The following is a 19,029-nucleotide window of genomic DNA, read 5'->3' as shown; positions in this document are numbered from 1 at the left end:
CCGTCGTGCCTTGTGCGGCGGAGCTATGCGGCGGAGGCGGCGGCCGCGGCCACCAGGCTGAAGGTGAAGATGGTCCAGTCGTTGATGATGTGGGCGCCGGTGGAGACCAGGATGTTCTTGGTCCTGATGTAGGCCAGCGTCAGGACCAGGCGGGCGGAGCCGATGATGAGGAAGGCCTGGGCGAAGTTCCAGCCGTAGGTGGGCAGGTGGGCCGCGCCAAACCACAGGGCCGTGGCGAACCAGGCCACGAGCATTGCGGTGTTCCGGGACATGCCGGCCTTGGTGTGCAGCAGGTACATGATTGCCAGGAAAGGCAGGATCGTGAAGATTTCCTCGCCGAAAAGCTGGATCCCCGTGCCGAGGTAGAAGGCCGCAATCCCGCCCGGACCGCCTGCCGCGGTGGAGTCGGTGGCGGTGTTGGCGTTGGCGCCGAAGATGGACATGACGATCACGCCGACGCCCGATGAGACGGCAAGGTTCAAGGCCGCGAAACCCGCCATGGTGAGGAAGTCCATGCCGCTCAGCTTCTTGAACAATGATGTCCAGTAGCTGCCGGTGAAGTAGATGAACAGTGCCAGCGGGATGGCGGGGAACAGTATCCGGGGGACCAAGGCCTGGACGTCGTTGGCTGCGGGGTAGAAGATGAGCGCGGCGAACCCGGCGATGCAGGCGAGGACGATCAGGCCCCACTTCCAGGCGGCCACCTCGACCGGTTCCCCGTTGTAGTAGGGAAAATCGCGTCCGTCGGACCTTTCGATGAGCCGGCCGAAACGCTGCTTGTCCTGAACCTTCACTCGTGCTGACATCGAGTCTCCTCTGGAGATTCAATCGGTGTGCCCCCGGACCCTGATTGCTCAGGAGCTGATGCCATAAATTTACTGCCCGCAGGAACGTGAAAAAGGTAAAAAGGGCCCGTGTGTCGCCAGTGTTACAGGAGGTTGAGAGCAAGGAGACAAACCGGGCAGGAGCAGGGTGGCACTGCTGCGCGGCAGCGGCCCGGGGAGGGGCGCCAGAAATTGGGAGCGAAACCGTGATATTGTCTTCAACGCTGATGCAGCGGCTGCCGATTCACCCGGAAGGGCAATCGCAGCCATGTGGTCACCTGCGCGGGTGGCGGAATGGCAGACGCGCTAGCTTGAGGTGCTAGTCCTGGAAACGGGGTGGGGGTTCAAGTCCCCCTCCGCGCACAGAACGGCTCCCCGGAAACTTCGGTTCCCGGGGAGCCTTTTTTGGTTAAGTCCCGCCGCCGGAACCCCGCCGCCGTGGAGGTGCGCCGGCTCCCGCGGGTGCCGCAGCGTCAGGGGATGCCGAACTGCCTGCGGGTCATGGCATCGAACATGCGGTCGGGCAGCCGGCTCAGGGCCACCGCCGTCGAGGAGCCGCGTCCCACCCGGTAGCGGGTGCGCGGCCTGTCCTCGGTGGCGGCCCGGGCAATCACCCGGGCGACCGTTCCGGCGTCGCTCGTGATGGGCGCATCCGCCGATGCGCGGTGGTAGCCGGCCACGGCGGCCGCCATGTCCGCGTAGGGTCCGCCTCCGGAGGAGGCCTCCAGCGACCTCATGGCTTCCCCGTGCCAGGCGGTGCGGACCGGGCCGGGCTGCACCACGGCCACATCGATGCCGAACGGGCGCAGCTCCGCACGCATGCTGTCGGAGAGCGCCTCCAGGGCAAACTTGGATGCGTGGTACCAGCCGCCCAGCGGCGAGCTGAATTCGCCGGCGAGGCTGGAAACGTTCACGATCCGTCCGCGCCCGGCGTCGCGCATGGGGCCGATGACGCGCCGGGTCAGGGCAGCCAGGCCGAACACGTTGACGTCGAACTGGCGGCGGGCCCGGTCCAGGGGTGTTTCCTCGACGGAGCCGAATTCGCCGTAGCCGGCATTGTTGATGAGCACTTCGACGGGGCCCAGCTCCGCCTCCACGGCGGAGACGGCGGCATCGATGCTGGATTCGTCGCTGAGGTCCAGTTGCACGGGGAGGACGCCCGGAAGCTCCGCCACGAGGTGGCTGCGCCGGGCAGCGCCGGCCACCCGGTAGCCGCGCTCCGCAAGCAGTTGCGCCGTGAGGGCGCCGAGGCCGGAGGAGGCGCCGGTGACGAGGACCGTTTTCTGATTACTGTTTATATTATTCACAGTTAAATAATGTACTGTGAACGTCATGAACAGTCAACGGATTCAGGACAGGACTTTGCGGCTGTTGTGGGGGCTGGCGGTGCCCGGGGTGCGCGGGCCGCAGCCGAGGTTCACCGTGGAGGAGGTCACCGCCGCCGCCTGCGCGCTCGCTGACGCTGAAGGGCTGGCCTCGCTCACCCTCGCCAAGGTGGCAGGCACGCTGGGCCTGACCACCACCGCCCTGTACAGATACGTGGAGTCCAAGGAAGCCCTCGTGGAACTGATGACGGAGCAGGCGGTCGGCATCCCTCCGGAGCTGGACGGCAGCCCCGCGCCGGGGCCGGGTTGGGAACAAGTCGCGCAGGCCTGGACGCGCGCCCTGTGGCAGCGCTACCTCGACCACCCCTGGCTGGCCGGGGTCCAGGTCAACGGCATGCCCGGCCACCCCAACCGCCTCGCGTGGATGAACTCACTGCTGCTGGTCCTGGACCGGGGGAAGGTCACCGACCCCTTGCACATCGCGCTGCTGCTGGATGCGCTGGCCCGCGCATTCGCCGCCCTCGTCCCGCCGCCGGGCGCGCCGGACCGCGACGTCCCCGAGTGGCTGCCCGGCGCCATCGCCGCGCGCTTCCCCCGCGTGGCCGCCGAGCTGGAGCGCGACTGGACCGACGTCGAACAGGAACTGGACAAGGCCGTGGCCACCATCCTGGCAAGGCCTGACAGGAACTTGGGGCCCGCCTTGGGCGCATGACGTTCGACGGCGGCAGGCGCTTTCCCTGCGGAAGGTGCCTGCCGCCGTCGTGCTTCAGTGCGGACGGGGCGTGCCGGGCTAGGCCGTGGTGCGCCGGGCTTCGAGGCGCTTCTTGATGAAGATGGCGCCGAGGATCCAGCCGCCCAGGGCCGTGACAATCCAGACCACCAGGGGCGTCAGGACCCAGGCGGTGACGGTGCTGATCTTCAGCCCGCTGGAAAACAGTGTGGCCAGGAACAGCGCCACCAGCGTGGAGACCAGCCCGATTCCGCCCAGGATGGGGGAGGCGTACTGGCGGGCAATGTTGAAGATGAACGGGCTGAGAATGGCCTGCGCGGCCGTGAAGATCACGATGGCGACGATGAAACCGCCTGGTTGCAGCGTGACGCCTGGAATGATCCAGCCGGCCAGCAGCAGGCCCAGTGCTGCGGTGACCAGGTTGATGGCGACGCGGATAAGAAATCTGATCATGAAAACCCCTAGGTGTGTGTCGTGCCCGGTTGGTGAAACACTAGCAGCCGCCGTCACGGCACCTGAGCAGGAATCAAGAAGCACAGGCGGTGCGGCCCGCCTAGTGTGGGTTGTGCAATCGAGATTAAGGAGCAGGACATGGCAAACACAACGTTCAGCAAGGAAGAAAAGGCGGCCATGCGGGCAGCGGCGGCCGAGGCGAAGGCGGCCAAGGCCGGCGCCGACATGGCGGCGGCATGCGAGGCGGCCATCGCGGAGATGGAGGGGCCTGACCAGGAACTGGCACAGGGGCTGCACGACCTCGTGGCCGAGCACACGGCGCTGTCTCCGAAGACCTGGTACGGCATGCCCGCCTACGTAAACGCCGCGGGCAAGGTTGTGGTGTTCTTCCAGGCCGCCGCGAAGTTCAAGGTGCGGTACGCGACCATAGGGTTCCAGGAGGACGCCAAGCTCGACGAAGGGAATTTCTGGCCGAATGCGTACGCCGTGACGAAGCTTGGCGCCGCTGAGAAGAAGCAGCTGGTTGCGCTCCTGAAGAAAGCGGTGGGATAGCCGGGCCACAACGGGTCCGGCCCGCGGTGCATTTCACGCCTGCCGCCGTCGTGCTTTAGGCCTTTTAGGCGGGCTCGTCCTGGAATGCACGGACTTCGACAACGCCCGCACATGCCTTCGACGCCTGCCTGGCCCACTCGAGTGCCTCGTCCCGGCCGGCCGCCTCGATCACCCAAAAGCCGCCGAGGTATTCCTCGCCCTGATGGGCCGGGCCGTCGGTCACGACCGCGCCGTCTCCTGTGTTGTCCACCGTGGTGGCCGTCTGGATGGGGTGCAGGCCGCCGGCAAACACCCAGGCACCCTTGGCCCGGAGCCTGGCATTGAACGCATCCACCGCGTTGATGATCGGCTGGATCACGGCCGGATCCATGCTTTCCATTGTCGGGGCCTCGGCCGTGTTGTGGCTGACCGAGATCATGTACTGCGTCATGTCATTTCTCCTGGTTTCTGGCCGTTGTTTTCAACTTTACTGAGCATGGGCAGGGCCTGCATAGGGGTGTATATTGCACAAAAAGCACCCGCCGCGCAGGACGGGCATGCCTTGAAGGAGCAGTCCATGGAACCCAGGACACAGCGCGAAATTGTCGACGAGTATTTTGCCGGATTCCGGGCCGGCGACCACCCAAAGATTCTTGCGACGTTGGCTGAGGACGTCGAATGGATCATCCACGGCCACCGGACAACGCACGGGAAGGCGGAGTTCGACGGCGAAATTGAGAACCCGGCGTTCGAGGGGCGCCCGGCGCTCGCCGTCGAGCACAGCTACGAAGACGGCCCCGTGGTTATTGCCGCCGGAACCGGCCGGGGCGCCAGCGTGGCCGGCGGGCCGTTTGAGTTTGTCTTCAACGACGTCTTCACCTTCCGCGGCGGCCTGATCGCGCGGGTGGAGTCGTACGTTGTGCCGCTGGGCTGAGGATCTCGGAGCAGCCAATCCGGTTGAGGCGAATGCGGCCAGTGCCTGTGCGGCCATGCCGGCGGGGCGGCCGGCCCTCGACGGTTCCGGCCCGCGGGCGTATATTTCAGGTTAGCCGCCGGAATTCATTGGGGCGGAGGTTCCTTGAAGGAGCACCATGCCGCACGTTGCGCTGGGCATTGAATCATGGCCGCACCAGGTTGCGGCGCAGCTGCTGGACCTCAGTGCCGACATCGCATGCGTTGCCGGGTTTGACGGCCGCTTCAGGGAAACCACGGGGGACTGGGCCCGGCTCCTCGGCTGGGACGAAAACGAGCTCTGCACCAGGCCGTTCATAGAATTTGTGCACCCCGGCGACGCCGACGCAACCCAGGCGCAACTGGACGCAGCACGCGAAGGCGGGGCCGCCGTCGTGCGTTTTGAGAATAGGTTCCTGGCCAGGGACGGCTCCACCCGGTGGCTGCTGTGGACTGCGGTGGCGGTTCAAGGGGAGCAGGCGTTCCGGGCCGTGGCGCACGACCTGACCCCGCGGCACGAGGCCGAAACGAGCGTGCGGGAGAGCGAGCAGCGCTACCTGGACCTGATTGAATCCTCGCACGACATTGTCCAGAGCATCCTGCCCGACGGGCATTTTCAGTTTGTGAACCGGGCATGGCACACGGCGCTGGGCTACACGCCGGAGGAACTGCCGCAGCTGACGCTGTTTGACGTGGTGGTTGAGGCGGACCACGACCACTGCACGGTGCTGATCGGGCAGATCATGAGCGGGATGTCGTTCGACAAGGTGGAGGTGACGTTTGTGGCGAAGGGCGGCCGCACCTTTCCCGTCGAGGGGAACGCGACCGGGCGGTTCCGCGACGGGGAATACCTTGGCACCCACACTTTTTTTCGCGACGTCAGCGACCGCAAACAGGCCGAGGCGCTCCAGGCCGCCTACCAGCGCCAGCTCGAGGGCGAAGTTGCAGAGCGCTCGGCGGCGCTGGTCCAAAGCGAGAAACTGGCAACGCTGGGGCGGCTGAGCGCCGGCATGGCCCACGAACTCAACAACCCCGCAGCGGCCGCACGGCGCGGCGCCGCCCTGTTGGAGGATGCGTTCTCCAAGACCTGCTCCGCCCTGCTCACCCTGGCCCGCGCCGCCCAAAGCCCCGGGGAGTCGCTCTTCATGGCGGAGCTGATCCAGCGGGCGGCCGCCCGGGACACCGAACGAACCGACCCCCTGCGCCGCGGCGACCTCGAGGCGGATGTTGAGGACTGGCTGGAATCGCACGGGCTCCCAGACTTGTGGGAGGCGGCGGGCTCCCTCGTGGACCTGGGCATGGACGCCGCAGGCCTCGACGCGCTCGCAGGCACCTTCGAACCGGGCCATCTCGGGACCGCCATCACCGCCCTGTCGCAGGCGCACACCGCGTATGGGCTGATCGCGCAGATCGGCCACGGCTCCGAGCGGATCTCGGCGATTGTCGCCGCGCTCAAGGACTACAGCTACATGGACCGTGCGCCCGTGCAGGACGTGGACATCCACTCCGGCCTCGACGGCACCCTGGTCATGCTCGCCTCCAAGCTCAAGCTCGGCATTGAGGTGGTCCGCGACTATGGGGCGGACGTGCCGCGCATCGAAACCCTCGGCAGCGAGCTGAACCAGGTCTGGACAAACTTGATCGACAACGCCGCCGACGCCATGGGCGGGACCGGCCGCCTCACCATCCGCACCCGGGCCGCCTCGGGCGGGGTGTGCGTTGAGATAGAGGACGACGGCGGCGGAATCCCGCCTGACGCCGTGGCCAAGGTATTCGAACCGTTCTTCACCACCAAGCCCCCGGGGCAGGGGACCGGGCTGGGACTGAACATTGTTTTCAACATGATCCGTGGCATGGGCGGGCACATCGAGGTGGCATCCGAACCCGGGTGCACTATTTTCAGGGTGTGGCTGCCGGTGCGGCCTCCCGCTGCCGGGGGAGGCGGGACCGGGCAGGGCGGCGACGGGGCTGTTGCCGGAACGGCTGGTGCTGCCGAGTCTGCTGGCTCGGCCGGTACAGGGAAGTCGTCATGACGGAGGCAGCCCCGCAGCGGCCGGTGATTCTCGCCGTCGATGATGACACGGCCGTGTTAAGTGCCGTGCGCGGGGACCTGCGCAGCAAATACGGGCGCAACTACCGGCTGCTCACGGCGTCCGGCGGGGCGGAGGCGGTCACCACGCTGGAACGGCTGAAACTGCGGGGCGACCCGGTCGCCGTCGTCATTTCAGACCAGCGCATGCCGCAGGTGACCGGCGTCGAGGTGCTTTCGAAGGCCCTGGAACTGTTTCCGGAGGTCCGCACGGTGCTGCTGACCGCCTACGCCGACACCGAGGTGGCGATCGGCGCGATCAACGACCTCCACCTGGACTACTACATTCTCAAGCCGTGGGATCCGCCGGAGGAGCGGCTGTTTCCGATCATCGACGACCTGCTGGAGGACTGGCACGCGCACAACCAGCCCGGCCATGCCATGACGCGGGTGGTGGGCAGCAGGTGGTCGGCGCGCACGCACGAGATCCGCGACTTCCTCCAGCGCAACCAGATCCCCATGCAGTGGTTCGACGTGGACACCAGCGAGGAGGGGCGGCTGCTGGTGGAGGCAGCGGGGGATGACGGGCTGCCGCTGGTCATCACCCCTGACGGCACCGCCCTGCACACGCCCGATGTTGCCGCCCTCGCTGCGGCGCTGGGCCACCGCACGCATGCGGATGCCGAGGCCTTTGACCTGGCCATCGTCGGGGCGGGGCCCGCCGGGCTGGCCGCTGCGGTCTATGGGGCGAGCGAGGGGCTGCGCACGGTGTGTGTTGAGGCGTCGGTGGCGGGAGGGCAGGCCGGGCAGTCGTCGCGGATTGAAAATTATTTGGGGTTTCCCACGGGCATTTCCGGCTCGGACCTGGCACGCCGGGCGGTGACCCAGGCGCGGCGGTTCAACGTGGAGGTGCTGGCGCCGACGTCGGTGCTGAATCTTGACCTGGGCGGCCCGTACCCGCGGATGGAACTGACCGACGGTTCCACGCTCAGTTGCGGCGCTGTCATCCTGGCCTGCGGGGTTTCCTACCGCAGCCTGGACGTGCCCGGCAGCGCGGAGCTGGAGGGCCGCGGCGTGTTCTATGGTGCCTCGCTGAGCGAACGGGACACCGTCACCGGCGAGGACATTGTGGTGGTGGGCGGGGCCAACTCTGCCGGGCAGGCCGCCGTGTACTTCTCCGAGTACGCCCGCACGGTGACGATCCTGTGCCGGGCCCCATCGCTCGGCGCGAAGATGTCGGCATACCTGGTGGACCAGATTGCCGTGCGCCCCAACATCGCCGTGAGGTGCGGGGCCACGATCCGTTCCGTCAGCGGCACCGAGGGGCTGGAGACTGTTTCGGTGGCGGATTCCTCCAGCGGATCCGCTGTGGACATTGCCGCCTCGGCGCTGTTTGTGTTCATCGGAGCGTCCCCGCACACGGACTGGCTGCCGCCGCAGATTGCCCGCGACGAGCGCGGCTTTATCCTGACCGGCCCTGCCCTGGGCTCCCGCCGCTTCAAGACTGCCGACGGCGACCGCGACCCGTTCCTGTACGAAACCGGCGTTGCGGGCGTGTTTGCCGTGGGCGACGTGCGGTCCGGATCCATGAAACGGGTTGCCTCCGCTGTGGGGGAGGGCTCGGTGGCGGTGCAGTTTGTGCACCAGGTGCTGCGGAGCTGACGGTTTCCGGGTTGCTGGGCACGTTTGCCGCGGGTGCCTGGACCGCCGCACCACGCCTGCCGACTCCCGCCCCGAGATGCACGGTTACCGTGTATCTCGGGGCGGAGGTCAGAACTCGGCGAATGCGGACGCCGAAAGGCTCTGTGGCTGACGGCTGACGTGGTCGATGAAGATTGCGGGCCTAATTGAAGCCGGGTTGGTTGCGGTCGTACTCCACGCGGGACGTCGCCACGCCATCCATGTTGTCTTCAGCCCAATCTTTCATTTCAAAGATGATGTGTAGCAGCGAGCGCCCGCGAGGTGTGAGCTCGTAGTCCGTGCGTACGGGGACTGAGAATGTTACGTGCCGGGCGACCAGTCCGTCCCGTTCCAGGGAACGCAACGTGGAGGTGAGCATCTTCTGGCTGGCACCGGCAACAATTTTGCGCAGTTCACTGTGACGCCGGTTGCCGTCAATCAAGGCGAGCAGCACCAAGGTCACCCATTTGCTGCTTATGGCCTCAAGCAACTGCCGTGCGGGGCACAGGTCCAAGGAGGCATTGTAGTGATTCTGGGCTTTCTGGCGTTTCTGTTCAGCGGTAAGAGTCACTGTCCATCACTTTCTCATTCACACAAGTCGTGGCCCCAGCATACGTGGACTGGTTGGGAAGGTCGGTGAAGGAGGAACATTGAGGTTCCTTGGGCACAAAATAGTGCGTTCTTACACCAGGACATTTGTTGGGCCAGCATGGACAACGGGGCACAAAGTGCCCAGTACCTGAAGCTTCGAAAGGAAGCCAATGCCCAAGATTCTCCACATCAATGCATCGCCCCGCCACGCCAACAGTGAGTCCCTCCGCCTGGCTCGGCATTTCATTGATTCCGTCCGCGACGCCGGGCCCGGGGTTGTCGATTTGGAGACCCTGGACCTGTTCAGCGACGGAGCCTTGCCAGCTTTCGGCCGTATCGCAGCCGATGCCAAGATGGCTGTCTTTTCTGGCCAGGGCCAGACCTCCGAGCAAGCTGAGGCCTGGGAGTCTGCGCGTGCCGTGTTCGATCAGTTCGCTGCTGCCGATGCCTATGTCTTCAACATTCCCATGTGGAATTCGGGGGTGCCCTACGTATTGAAACAGTGGATCGATATCATCACCCAGCCCGGCTGGAGCTTCGGTTTCGATCCCGAGAAAGGCTACCGAGGGCTGATGGAGGGGAAGCAGGCGCTGGCCATCCACACCAGCGGCGTATATGCACCCGGTGTGCCGGCAGCCTTCGGCTCGGACTTCAGCAGTACGTTCTTTGCCGACTGGCTGAACTTCGTGGGCATTGAGGATGCCGCCCACGTTCGGTTCGCCCCGACCGTCCTCAACAGCGACGTGGACGGCACCCGCAGGGCTGCCATGGCAGAGCTTTCAGCTGAAGCGCTGGGGTTCGCTGGCAAGCTCAGCACGATGGGAAACCTGCAGCTTGCCGGCAGTTAAGGCGGGTTGAGAGCGCGTCGGAATTTCGGGCGGACAAGCTGCCGGTGGGTGGGCTGCCGCCATGGACGCTGCCAATGCATGCTCCGCGCCCAGGACCGGGGCACGGAGCATGCGGCGGACCCTGCCAATGTCTGCTCCTCGTTGTGGATTGGAACAACGGGGCGGTGGGAGGAACACCGGGCAGAAATTCAACAACACGCTTCACCGTCGGGGGAGGCTGCAACAAATACTCAGGGAAATACATGTCAAACGAATCATCGGATGCCCGCACACCGCGAATAGCCCCCAAGCCAACATCAACTGGCATTGATGATTTGGCTGGCCGTTCTCCCCACCCTGATGCTCATCAACTTCGCCGTGGGCCGTTGGCTAGACACCCTTAATCCCGTCTTGCGAACTTTTGTCCTCGTCACTGTCGCCGTCCCCATCGTCGTTTACAGCATCATGCCCCAACTTCATCGACTAAGGGCCCGGATTGCTGGTCTCGCAGCCCATCGCCAGTCAACAAAAGACCTCTAGTGTGGCGCGATGTAAATCCAGCAGGCGAGGCCTTCAGAAACAGCAACCTGCGGGGGAAAGGGCCAGCCCGGACGGCAAACAGCTGAACCGCACTCCAATTTTTGGGCAGTCTGGCAGTTGCGAGATGGCCACCTTCGCCTTCTCGCGGGACTCCGCCACGGCGTCGTTAATGCAGTGCCGGCTGGTTTCCCGCGGGATCAGGGAGTGCGCGGCCCGCTGTACTGCGAGTCGGTGACGGGCTCAAGCCACACAACTGACGGAACCGAACCGTCGCCGGTGTCCGAGACCACCAGATGCTGCATGAACGATTCCGGCGTGGCGCCGTGCCAGTGGTCCTCGCCGCCGGGGCAGTTCACGGTGTCGCCCGGGCGGGCCTCACAGATCCGGCCGTCCCGGGCGCCCACGAGAGCCGTGCCGGCCACGACGTGGATGGTCTGGCCCAGGGCGTGCCGGTGCCAGAAGGTGTGTGCACCGGGCGAGAAACGGACCATCGCAGCCTGCGCCCTGGATGGTGCGGATCCGGCGGGGACCGGATCCACCCAGACGTCGCCGGTGAAGTGTTCGGCCGGGCCCTTGCCCGTCGGCTGCGGTGCGGTGATTTCCATGGCGGTTCCTTACATGTTGTGGGGCGTATGCCTTGGTTGAGTCTAGAACCGGCCATTCCCGCGGGGCAGGCCCTGCCGTGACAGGTATTGGCAGGCCCTCCCTCCCGTGTCCGGCCAGGCGTAGCGTGGGTTTTCAGACCACGAACGCGAGGAGAAAACCATGGAATACACACGACTTGGCCACTCGGGCCTGAAAGTCAGCCGCATCGCCCTGGGGTGCATGAGCTTTGGCGACACGAGCCGCGGCTTCAACGAATGGGCCCTGGACGACGCCGGGGGAGAGGCAATCTTCCGCCAGGCGCTGGAGCTGGGCATCACCTTCTGGGACACCGCGAACGTGTACGGCTTCGGGACGTCGGAGGAGATCGTGGGCCGGGCCATCACAAAGTACGCCCGCCGCGAGGACATTGTCCTGGCCACCAAAGTGCACTTCAAGATGCACGACGGCCCCGGCGGCTCAGGCCAGTCCCGCAAGGCCATCATGGAACAGGTCGACGCGTCACTCAAACGCCTCGGCACCGACTACATCGACCTCTACCAAATACACCGCTTCGACCCCGAGACGCCCGTGGAGGAAACCATGGAGGCGCTGCACGACGTGGTCAAGTCCGGCAAGGTGCGCTACCTCGGCGCCTCCGCCATGCACGCCTGGCAGTTCAGCAAGCTGCAGTACACGGCCTCAGCCCAGGGCTGGACCCGCTTTGTCTCCATGCAGGACCAGTACAGCCTGCTGTACCGGGAAGAGGAGCGGGAAATGTTTGGCCTGCTCGCCGACCAGGGCGTGGGCAGCATCCCCTACAGCCCGCTCGCCAAGGGCAGGGTGGCCCGGCCGCTGGGCGAACACACCAAGCGGTCCGACAACGACCCCGTAGGTGCCGCACACTTCGCCAATGAGGACGCCGAACGCCCCGTGGTTGAGGCCGTCGCCGGAATTGCCGCCGAGCGCGGCGTGCCCATGGCCCAGGTGGCCCTGGCCTGGGTGCTGAAAAACCCTGTGGTCAGCGCTCCGATCGTGGGCGCCACGAAGCAGCACCACCTGCCCGACGCCGCAGCCGCCCTGGACATCAAGCTCACCGAGGAAGAGGTGGGCCGCCTTGAAAATGCCTACACAATCCGCCAGCCCGTCGGCTACTGACCGGATGGCTGCCGGCCCGGGCCTGGCGCCGGACGCTCAAAGTCCTCGTGAAGTCGCAGCCCCACAGTCACAGAACAACCCGGAAACGAAGGAACCACCATGAACTTGACCCTGAACAACAACGTCGCCATGCCGGCCATTGGGCTCGGAGTCTTCCAAACCCCGCCCGAAGCCACCACCGATGCCGTGGCCGCCGCCCTAAAAACCGGCTACCGGCACATCGACACGGCCGCCGCCTACGGCAATGAGCGCGAGGTGGGCGAGGGCATCCGCCGCTCAGGCGTTGACCGCGCCGACATCTTCATTGAAACCAAGGTGTGGATCAGCGACTACGGCTACGAGGAAACGCTGCACGCCTTTGACAAGAGTGCCGGCAAGCTGGGCGTGGAGCAGCTGGACCTGTTCATCCTGCACCAGCCGCTGCCCACGGCCTTTACGAAAACCATCGAAGCCTACACGGCCCTGGAAAAGCTGCTGGACGACGGCAGCGTTCGGGCCATCGGGGTCAGCAACTTCATGCCGGGCCACTTGGCAGCGCTGCGGGAGCGGACCGCCGTCGTGCCTGCCGTCAACCAGGTGGAGCTGCACCCCTGGTTCACCCAACAGGACGTGCAAGAAGCCAACCGCGAGCGGGGCATCCTGACCCAGGCATGGTCGCCGATCGGCGGCATCACCTCCTACCGCGGCGGGGGTGCCGCCAGCACCTTCAACGATCCGGCCATCCTGGCCGTCGCCGCAGCCCACGGCAAGAGTGCCGCCCAGGTCATGCTTCGCTGGCAGCTGCAGCTGGGGCATTCGGTCATCCCGAAGTCGGTCCGCCCGGAACGCATCGCCGAGAACTTTGACGTCTTCGACTTTGAACTCGACGAGGCGCAGATGGCCGTGCTGGGCGGGCTGGACAAGGGCGTGCGCGGCGGCCCGGAGCCGGACTCCGTCACGCTCGAGGCCTTCGGCCGGCCCATCCCGGAGGCGTAGTGTGGGGCACATGGACCCCCGAGCAGAAATCAGGACGTTCCTCACCTCGCGCCGGGCGAAAATCACCCCGGCCCAGGCCAAGCTGCCCGCGTATGGTGGCAACCGCCGGGTTGCCGGGCTGCGCCGCGAGGAGGTGGCGATGCTGGCCGGGGTGAGCGTGGACTATTACACCAAGCTGGAACGCGGCAACTTTGGCAGCGTTTCCGAGAGCGTGCTGTACGCCCTGGCCCGGGCGCTGCAACTGACCGAGCCCGAACGCGAGCACCTGTTCCACCTGGCGGCCGGCACCGCCACGATCAAGCCGGGGCGCCGCCGCGCACTCGCCCAAACTGTTCGTCCGGCAGTGCAGCGGGTGGTCGACGGGCTGACGGATGCGCCGGCGTTCGTGCGTAACAACAGCCGGGACCTGCTGGCCGCGAACATGATGGGCCGTGCCCTCTATTCGGGCATGTACGGGGACACCGCACCCGGCGAAACGCCCAACACCGTGCGGTACTTCTTCTTCAATGAGGACGCCCGCACGTTCTTCCGCGACTGGAACAAGTCTGCCGCCGAGGTGGTGGCCAACCTGCGCACCGAGGTGGGCCGGGACCCGCATGACCGGGCGCTGCAGGAACTGGTTGCCGAGCTCATGGCGGGCAGCGGCGAGTTTGCCTCCCTCTGGGCCGACCATGACGTGCGGTACCACGACACGGGAAACAAGGAGCTGCACCACCCGGTGGTGGGCGACCTGGACCTGACCTTTGAGGTGCTGGACCTGCCGGCAGACGTGGGCCAGTCCCTGATTGTCTACGGTGCCGAACCGGGCTCGTCAACGGAGGAGGCCCTGCGCCTGCTCTCCATCTGGGCTGCGACGAATGAAGGGCAGTGGGCGCCGCAGGACCCCGCCAGGGAGGGGCTGGCCTGATTCCCGGTCCGTCGGGGTCGCGATTGGTCAGCGCTTGCTGAATGGTCAGTGCCCGCTGTAATGTCAGTGCATGCTGACCATTGCCTCCCGCCTTGATGTCATGAACCGGCTGGGCCGTGCCATGGCCGACCCCACCCGCTCCCGCATCCTCATGAGCCTCCTGGAAGCCCCGGGCTACCCCGGCCGGCTCGCTGCGGAGCTGGAGCTGACCCGCTCCAACGTCTCCAACCACCTGGCCTGCCTGCGCGGCTGCGGCATCGTCGCCGCCGTCCCGGACGGCCGCCAGACCCGCTACGAAATTGCCGACCCCCACCTGACCCGCGCCCTGCTCGCTCTGGTGGACGTGGTCCTTGCGGTGGACGACGGCGCCCCCTGCCTGGATGCGGATTGCACGGTGCCGCTGTGCTGCAGTGAAGCGACAAGCGCCGCATTGGCCGGCGCCGCCGGTGAAAGTTCACCAGCATGAGTGACGCCTGCTGCGGCGGGGGCGACTCCGTCAAGACCAAGCCCGACGCCGGTGGCGGCGCCGGTGCCGCCGAAGCCGCAGACGGTGCAGGCGGACACGATGGGCAGTTCGTGCCCTGGTGGCGGGACCGCCACCTGCTGCTCCCGCTTGCCGCCGGGCTCCTCCTCGCAGTTGGCTACCTGCTGCAATGGAGCGGCGCCGCCCCGGCCGGAACCGTCTTCCTTGCCCTGAGCCTCATTGCCGGCGCCTCCACCTTCGTGCCCGGTGCCGTCCGCCGGCTGCTGCGCGGTCAGGTGGGAGTGGGCCTGCTCATGAGCATTGCCGCCGTGGGCGCGGTGGTGCTGGGCCATGTGGGTGAGGCTGCCGCGCTGGCGTTCCTGTTCTCCATCGCCGAAGCCCTCGAAGACCGGGCCATGGACAAGGCCAGGCACGGGCTGCGGTCGCTGCTGGATCTCATCCCGGACACGGCAACTGTCTCCAGGGCCTCAGGCGACACCGTGATCCCGGCAGGCGGCATCCGCGTGCAGGATGTGCTGGTGGTGAAGCCGGGGGAGCGGGTGGCGACTGACGCCGTCGTCCTGTCAGGGCGCTCCAGCCTGGACACCTCCGCCATAACGGGTGAATCGATTCCCGTGGAGGCGGGGCCGGGTGATTCCGTGCCCGCAGGGTCCATCAACGGCGGCGGCAGCCTGCGCCTGGAAGCCACGGCCGACGGGCGCGACAACTCGCTCACCACCATTGTCCGGCTCGTGGAAGGTGCACAGGCCAGGAAGGGTACGCGGGCGCGCATGGCTGACAGGATCGCCAGGCCGCTCGTGCCAATCGTGCTGGTCCTGGCAGGGCTGGTGGCCCTCTTTGGCTTCCTCATCGGCGACCCCGCCACCTGGATTGAACGCGCCCTGGTGGTGCTGGTTGCAGCTTCGCCCTGTGCCCTGGCCATCGCCGTGCCGGTCACGGTCATCTCCGCGATCGGCGCCTCGAGCCGTTTTGGCGTGGTCATCAAGTCCGGCGAGGCGTTTGAGCAGCTCGGCGCCGTGGAGCTCGTCGCCTTCGACAAGACCGGCACCCTCACCCGCAACAAGCCGGCAGTTGCGGCCGTCGAATGCGCGCCCGGAACCGACCGCGCCACGGTCCTTGCCGTGGCCGCCGCGCTCGAGGCCCACAGCACCCACCCGCTGGCTGCCGCCATCCTCGCCGAGCACCCGGGCGCACCGGCCGCCGCCGGCGTCACCGAGTTTCCGGGCCAGGGCATGTCCGGGATGGTCGACGGCGCACCCTCCCGCGTGGGCAGCCCGCGGTGGGTGTCTCCCGGCAGCTTGGGCGGCGCCTGTGCCGGGATGGAAAGCCGCGGCATGACGGTTGTGGTGGTGGAGATTGCGGGCGCCCCGGCCGGGCTCATCGGCATCCGCGACCAGCTCAAGACTGAGGCCGCCGCCGCAATTGCAGCGCTGCAGGCCCAGGGGATCGGGACCCTCATGCTCACCGGCGACAACTCACGCACGGCCGCCGCGCTCGCCGCCGAAGCCGGCATCGCCGACGTCCGTGCCGAGCAGCTGCCTGCCGACAAGGCGGCAGCGGTTGAAGCCCTTGCCGCCCGGCAGGTGACAGCGATGGTGGGCGACGGCATCAACGACGCACCGGCCCTGGCCGCCGCCGACGTCGGAATTGCCATGGGCGCCACCGGTTCCGCTGCGGCCATCGAGTCGGCGGATGTGGCCTTCACCGGCACCGACCTGCGGCTCATCCCGCAGGCGCTGGCGCATGCCCGGCGCGGGAGGCGCATCATGGGCGCCAACATCGTCCTTGCCCTGGCCATCATCGTCGTGCTGTTCCCCCTGGCGCTCTTCGGGGTGCTGGGACTGGCCGGCGTGGTCCTGGTCCATGAACTCGCCGAGGTGGTGGTCATTGCCAACGGACTCCGGGCCGCCCGGGGCCGGGCCGTGCTTCCGCCGGCCGGCACACCGCTGCCGTCGAGCAGGAGGCGGCTGGGTTCGCCGTTGTCGCAGTGACGTGGCGGGCGGGGCTGGCACTGGTTCCCGGCCCCGGCGGTCTAACGCTGGTTGAAATCCAGCAGCCACGCCTGCATGTCCCAGTAGGGCGTTGCCGCCGGCGGGGTCCTGCCATCGCGCAGGTCAAGGGCAGCATTGACACCTGCATCAACCGCCGCACGGTACGGGAGCGAGCCGGTGCTGACCCTTCGCACGCCCAAGGTGCCCAGCTCGGCAACCGTCAGGGTGGGGTGCGGCAGGACGTTCAGCGGCAGGTCGAGGGCGACGGCAATGACCCGGATGTCGGCGGCGGTTGACAGCCCCGGAATGAAGATTCCGTCGGCCCCGGCATCGGTGTACAGCCGGGCGCGTGCCAGCACGGCTTCAACGCTGGCCTGCTCACCGAACCAGAGGTTGTCCACCCTGGCGTTGACAAAAACGTCGGGCCGGACACGCTTGACGGCGGCGATCTTGTCGGCGGCAACAGCCGGGTCAACCAGGTGTCCGTCGGAGCTGTCTTCAAGGTTCACCCCGGCCACGCCCAGTTCCGCCAGCTGCGCCACGAAGCCTGCCACCTCGGAGGAGTCCGCGGAATAGCCGTCCTCGATGTCGGCACTGATGTGCACGCCCAGGCGGGACAGCTGCCCCACCAAGGCGAGGGTTGCCGCCCGGCACAGCCCTGCGCCGTCGGGCATTCCCTGGCTGGCGGCCACGCCGAAACTTGTGGTGCCGATGGCGGTGAACCCGGCCTTCGCAAAGGCCAGCGCCGATCCGGCGTCCCAGGCGTTGGGCAGCAGGAAGGGTGCGGCGCCGTGGTGGAGTTCCCTAAACGTTGGCACGGCGGGTCCACCAGAACTCGAGCTGGATGTTGTCCGGGTCCCGGAACACGAGCGCGGCGCCGTTGGCCGTGTCCTCGGCGGGGGAGTGGACCACGTTGCGGGCCGCAAGTTCCTTTTGCCAGGCGTCAAGGTCGGCGCGTTCGGCCACGCTGAAGCCGATGTGGTCCAGGCCCACGCTGCGGTCGTCGAAGCGGGGCACGGGGACCACGGAGTGCTCATTGAGCCCGATGACCAGCCCTGTCGGTTCGTGGCGCAGCACGATCATGATGCGGTTCCCGAGGTCCGCCCGGCGCATGCGCTGCAGGCCGAGCACCTCGCAATACCACCGGGCGCTGGCCTCGGCGTCGGTTACTGACAGGTCGATGTGCGACGGTGTGCCAAAACTGGGCATGGCTGCCTCCTCTACTACCTTCACCATAGACCCGTGGCGCGCTCCTGGGGGAGGGGCTGCCTATGCACGACGGCGGCCGGCGGGTTGCAACTTTGCGCATCGTACCCGGCGACGCGTTGCGGACTTTGGGCATGCGCCGGGCTGGGTGTTGGCTTTGCGCAGCCATGATGGTGGCGCTAGGTTGGGGTGCTTGCCGTGCGCATGCCCAAAGAGGCGGAGTGGCTAGATCAGGCCGAGCTCGGCGAACGCCGCAACGAGTCCATGCAGGCGGGGAGGGGCGGCCATGCGGTCGGCGATGGCCGCAAGCCGGGCCGAGCCGCCCCGGATGGCGACGCCAATGCCGGCATGGGCAATCATCTCCAGGTCGTTCTCGCCGTCCCCAAAGGCGATTGAATGCTCCCGGTCGATGCCGAGCGCGGAGAGGGCGGCAGCAACGCCGTCGGCCTTGGAAATGCCGCGCTGGAACAGCTCCCCGGCATGCGGGCCCTCGTCGGCAATGGAGTTTGCCACGGCGTCGATGTCTGCGCCGATCTCCTCGAGCAGCTGTGCCATGGAGACGGGCGATTCGTAGACGGAGATCTTGGCGAAGGTGGGCGCGGCCCCTTCCTCCAGCACCCTCAGGCCGCCAAGAATGGCGGATTCACCCGTGGGGCGTCCGTCGGGGCTGGCGGCGAAGTGCTTTTCGATGTGCGCCCTCAGCCGGGCTTCCGCAGCGGGCTTGACGTACAGGGCGCGCTGGGATTCGAGCAGGTAGACGGCGTCGTAGGCGTTGAGCCGGGCCAGCGCGCGGGCGGCCAGGTCCGCAGGGAATTCGCGATCCAGCAGGACCTCCCCGCCAACCTCCGCGTACGCGCCGGCGCTGGCGATCACCCCGTCGAATCCCGCACCCATGATGCTCGTCGGCAGCATGGGCAGGGGCCGGCCGGTGCTGATGAGCACCTTGTGGCCCGCTGCGCGGGCGGCCCTGACGGCTTCCGCGTGCGCGTCCGGGACCACGCCGTAGTCGGCATAGGTGCCGTCGACATCGAGAAAGACGGCTTTTATCTGCGTGGCGGTTTCTGGTGAGGCGGTCATAGTCCGGGAGTCTACCGGCAGGCCGGGACCCGTTCTCCCGGGCGCGCGGTGCACGGGCTTCCCGGCCTTCGGCTGGTGCCGTCCGGGCGGTGCCAACCTCCCCCCACAATCCTCTCGCAGCAATGGCTGGAAATTCTGGAACGCCCTCGCACACGGTGCGATGGCGTC

General features: G+C 67.0%; 20 protein-coding genes and 1 tRNA gene. 12 read left to right on the top strand and 9 right to left on the bottom strand.

The features are described from left to right. Positions 1-23: 23 nt before the first annotated feature. A complete protein-coding gene (locus JOF48_RS03855; RefSeq protein ID WP_209677472.1) occupies positions 24-806 on the bottom strand; it encodes a CPBP family intramembrane glutamic endopeptidase in 783 nt (260 codons plus the stop codon). 298 nt (positions 807-1,104) lie between these two features. Between JOF48_RS03855 and JOF48_RS03850 the strand changes: the two genes are divergently transcribed. Beyond that, positions 1,105-1,187, top strand: a tRNA-Leu gene (locus JOF48_RS03850). Positions 1,188-1,297: 110 nt separating this feature from the next. On the opposite strand, the gene JOF48_RS03845 is transcribed toward JOF48_RS03850, so the two are convergent. Then, on the bottom strand, positions 1,298-2,131 hold the full coding sequence (locus JOF48_RS03845) for an oxidoreductase (protein WP_342591146.1): 834 nt from the start codon (positions 2,129-2,131) through the stop codon (positions 1,298-1,300). A 25-nt stretch (positions 2,132-2,156) separates the two neighbouring features. On the opposite strand from JOF48_RS03845, the gene JOF48_RS03840 reads away from it, so the two are divergent. Next, positions 2,157-2,861 carry a TetR/AcrR family transcriptional regulator gene (locus JOF48_RS03840; RefSeq protein WP_209677470.1) on the top strand — a complete coding sequence of 235 codons (705 nt, stop codon included), beginning with the start codon at positions 2,157-2,159 and terminating at the stop codon, positions 2,859-2,861. Positions 2,862-2,939: 78 nt separating this feature from the next. Here the strand turns inward: JOF48_RS03840 and JOF48_RS03835 are convergent, their stop codons facing one another. Then, positions 2,940-3,332: a phage holin family protein gene (locus JOF48_RS03835; protein ID WP_209677469.1), complete on the bottom strand. Its 393-nt coding sequence runs from the start codon at positions 3,330-3,332 to the stop codon at positions 2,940-2,942. Between the two features lie 138 nt (positions 3,333-3,470). Between JOF48_RS03835 and JOF48_RS03830 the strand changes: the two genes are divergently transcribed. After that, positions 3,471-3,884 carry a hypothetical protein gene (locus JOF48_RS03830; protein WP_209677468.1) on the top strand — a complete coding sequence of 138 codons (414 nt, stop codon included), beginning with the start codon at positions 3,471-3,473 and terminating at the stop codon, positions 3,882-3,884. Positions 3,885-3,948: 64 nt separating this feature from the next. Here JOF48_RS03830 and JOF48_RS03825 read toward each other — a convergent pair whose 3' ends face one another. Next, positions 3,949-4,314 carry a YciI family protein gene (locus JOF48_RS03825; RefSeq protein WP_209677467.1) on the bottom strand — a complete coding sequence of 122 codons (366 nt, stop codon included), beginning with the start codon at positions 4,312-4,314 and terminating at the stop codon, positions 3,949-3,951. A gap of 126 nt (positions 4,315-4,440) precedes the next feature. Here JOF48_RS03825 and JOF48_RS03820 point away from each other — a divergent pair, with 126 nt between their 5' ends. The 3 genes from JOF48_RS03820 (at position 4,441) to JOF48_RS03810 (ending at position 8,505) form a co-directional block, all read left to right on the top strand. Beyond that, positions 4,441-4,797 (top strand): nuclear transport factor 2 family protein, encoded by a 357-nt coding sequence (locus JOF48_RS03820; protein WP_209677465.1) that lies wholly within the window; start codon positions 4,441-4,443, stop codon positions 4,795-4,797. A 157-nt stretch (positions 4,798-4,954) separates the two neighbouring features. Then, positions 4,955-6,847 (top strand): PAS domain-containing sensor histidine kinase, encoded by a 1,893-nt coding sequence (locus JOF48_RS03815; RefSeq protein ID WP_209677463.1) that lies wholly within the window; start codon positions 4,955-4,957, stop codon positions 6,845-6,847. Beyond that, positions 6,844-8,505 (top strand): NAD(P)/FAD-dependent oxidoreductase, encoded by a 1,662-nt coding sequence (locus JOF48_RS03810; RefSeq protein WP_209677461.1) that lies wholly within the window; start codon positions 6,844-6,846, stop codon positions 8,503-8,505. Before JOF48_RS03815 ends, JOF48_RS03810 begins: the two co-directional genes overlap by 4 nt. 181 nt (positions 8,506-8,686) lie before the next feature. On the opposite strand, the gene JOF48_RS03805 is transcribed toward JOF48_RS03810, so the two are convergent. Continuing rightward, positions 8,687-9,094, bottom strand: coding sequence for a winged helix-turn-helix transcriptional regulator (locus JOF48_RS03805; RefSeq protein WP_209677459.1), 408 nt, complete (start codon positions 9,092-9,094; stop codon positions 8,687-8,689). A 190-nt stretch (positions 9,095-9,284) separates the two neighbouring features. Between JOF48_RS03805 and JOF48_RS03800 the strand changes: the two genes are divergently transcribed. Then, positions 9,285-9,962: an FMN-dependent NADH-azoreductase gene (locus JOF48_RS03800; protein WP_209677457.1), complete on the top strand. Its 678-nt coding sequence runs from the start codon at positions 9,285-9,287 to the stop codon at positions 9,960-9,962. A 716-nt stretch (positions 9,963-10,678) separates the two neighbouring features. Here the strand turns inward: JOF48_RS03800 and JOF48_RS03795 are convergent. Then, positions 10,679-11,086 (bottom strand): (R)-mandelonitrile lyase, encoded by a 408-nt coding sequence (locus tag JOF48_RS03795; RefSeq protein ID WP_209677456.1) that lies wholly within the window; start codon positions 11,084-11,086, stop codon positions 10,679-10,681. A 160-nt stretch (positions 11,087-11,246) separates the two neighbouring features. Here JOF48_RS03795 and JOF48_RS03790 point away from each other — a divergent pair, with 160 nt between their 5' ends. The 5 genes from JOF48_RS03790 (at position 11,247) to JOF48_RS03770 (ending at position 16,578) form a co-directional block, all read left to right on the top strand. Continuing rightward, a complete protein-coding gene (locus JOF48_RS03790) occupies positions 11,247-12,221 on the top strand; it encodes an aldo/keto reductase (RefSeq protein ID WP_209677454.1) in 975 nt (324 codons plus the stop codon). A 99-nt stretch (positions 12,222-12,320) separates the two neighbouring features. Then, the gene (locus JOF48_RS03785; protein WP_209677452.1) at positions 12,321-13,196 is read left to right on the top strand and encodes an aldo/keto reductase; all 876 of its coding nucleotides are present in this window, start codon (positions 12,321-12,323) and stop codon (positions 13,194-13,196) included. Positions 13,197-13,206: 10 nt separating this feature from the next. Then, the gene (locus JOF48_RS03780; RefSeq protein ID WP_209677451.1) at positions 13,207-14,103 is read left to right on the top strand and encodes a helix-turn-helix transcriptional regulator; all 897 of its coding nucleotides are present in this window, start codon (positions 13,207-13,209) and stop codon (positions 14,101-14,103) included. Between the two features lie 70 nt (positions 14,104-14,173). Beyond that, positions 14,174-14,569 carry a Cd(II)/Pb(II)-sensing metalloregulatory transcriptional regulator CmtR gene (gene cmtR, locus JOF48_RS03775; RefSeq protein ID WP_209677448.1) on the top strand — a complete coding sequence of 132 codons (396 nt, stop codon included), beginning with the start codon at positions 14,174-14,176 and terminating at the stop codon, positions 14,567-14,569. Next, the gene (locus JOF48_RS03770; protein WP_209677447.1) at positions 14,566-16,578 is read left to right on the top strand and encodes a heavy metal translocating P-type ATPase; all 2,013 of its coding nucleotides are present in this window, start codon (positions 14,566-14,568) and stop codon (positions 16,576-16,578) included. The genes cmtR and JOF48_RS03770 overlap by 4 nt, the downstream gene beginning before the upstream one ends. Positions 16,579-16,619: 41 nt before the next feature. Here JOF48_RS03770 and JOF48_RS03765 read toward each other — a convergent pair whose 3' ends face one another. The 3 genes from JOF48_RS03765 to JOF48_RS03755 all read right to left on the bottom strand — a co-directional run bounded on the left by JOF48_RS03765 (position 16,620) and on the right by JOF48_RS03755 (position 18,861). After that, positions 16,620-17,396, bottom strand: coding sequence for an isocitrate lyase/PEP mutase family protein (locus JOF48_RS03765; protein WP_209677445.1), 777 nt, complete (start codon positions 17,394-17,396; stop codon positions 16,620-16,622). Further along, positions 17,383-17,814, bottom strand: coding sequence for a VOC family protein (locus tag JOF48_RS03760; protein WP_209677443.1), 432 nt, complete (start codon positions 17,812-17,814; stop codon positions 17,383-17,385). The genes JOF48_RS03765 and JOF48_RS03760 overlap by 14 nt, the downstream gene beginning before the upstream one ends. A 195-nt stretch (positions 17,815-18,009) precedes the next feature. Next, complete coding sequence (locus JOF48_RS03755) at positions 18,010-18,861, bottom strand: HAD-IIB family hydrolase (protein ID WP_209677441.1); 852 nt, start codon at positions 18,859-18,861, stop codon at positions 18,010-18,012. Positions 18,862-19,029 lie beyond the last annotated feature (168 nt).

Source organism: Arthrobacter stackebrandtii (assembly GCF_017876675.1).
In the GTDB taxonomy this organism is placed as follows: domain Bacteria; phylum Actinomycetota; class Actinomycetes; order Actinomycetales; family Micrococcaceae; genus Specibacter; species Specibacter stackebrandtii.
This window is presented reverse-complemented; position numbering and strand designations above follow the sequence as displayed.

Coding starts and splice junctions, on each gene's coding strand:
- JOF48_RS03855 (WP_209677472.1), bottom strand. CDS start 806: ATGTCAGCACGAGTGAAGGTTCAGGACAAGCAGCGTTTCGGCCGGCTC.
- JOF48_RS03840 (WP_209677470.1), top strand. CDS start 2,157: ATGAACAGTCAACGGATTCAGGACAGGACTTTGCGGCTGTTGTGGGGG.
- JOF48_RS03835 (WP_209677469.1), bottom strand. CDS start 3,332: ATGATCAGATTTCTTATCCGCGTCGCCATCAACCTGGTCACCGCAGCA.
- JOF48_RS03830 (WP_209677468.1), top strand. CDS start 3,471: ATGGCAAACACAACGTTCAGCAAGGAAGAAAAGGCGGCCATGCGGGCA.
- JOF48_RS03825 (WP_209677467.1), bottom strand. CDS start 4,314: ATGACGCAGTACATGATCTCGGTCAGCCACAACACGGCCGAGGCCCCG.
- JOF48_RS03820 (WP_209677465.1), top strand. CDS start 4,441: ATGGAACCCAGGACACAGCGCGAAATTGTCGACGAGTATTTTGCCGGA.
- JOF48_RS03815 (WP_209677463.1), top strand. CDS start 4,955: ATGCCGCACGTTGCGCTGGGCATTGAATCATGGCCGCACCAGGTTGCG.
- JOF48_RS03810 (WP_209677461.1), top strand. CDS start 6,844: ATGACGGAGGCAGCCCCGCAGCGGCCGGTGATTCTCGCCGTCGATGAT.
- JOF48_RS03800 (WP_209677457.1), top strand. CDS start 9,285: ATGCCCAAGATTCTCCACATCAATGCATCGCCCCGCCACGCCAACAGT.
- JOF48_RS03795 (WP_209677456.1), bottom strand. CDS start 11,086: ATGGAAATCACCGCACCGCAGCCGACGGGCAAGGGCCCGGCCGAACAC.
- JOF48_RS03790 (WP_209677454.1), top strand. CDS start 11,247: ATGGAATACACACGACTTGGCCACTCGGGCCTGAAAGTCAGCCGCATC.
- JOF48_RS03785 (WP_209677452.1), top strand. CDS start 12,321: ATGAACTTGACCCTGAACAACAACGTCGCCATGCCGGCCATTGGGCTC.
- JOF48_RS03780 (WP_209677451.1), top strand. CDS start 13,207: ATGGACCCCCGAGCAGAAATCAGGACGTTCCTCACCTCGCGCCGGGCG.
- cmtR (WP_209677448.1), top strand. CDS start 14,174: ATGCTGACCATTGCCTCCCGCCTTGATGTCATGAACCGGCTGGGCCGT.
- JOF48_RS03770 (WP_209677447.1), top strand. CDS start 14,566: ATGAGTGACGCCTGCTGCGGCGGGGGCGACTCCGTCAAGACCAAGCCC.
- JOF48_RS03760 (WP_209677443.1), bottom strand. CDS start 17,814: ATGGTGAAGGTAGTAGAGGAGGCAGCCATGCCCAGTTTTGGCACACCG.
- JOF48_RS03755 (WP_209677441.1), bottom strand. CDS start 18,861: ATGACCGCCTCACCAGAAACCGCCACGCAGATAAAAGCCGTCTTTCTC.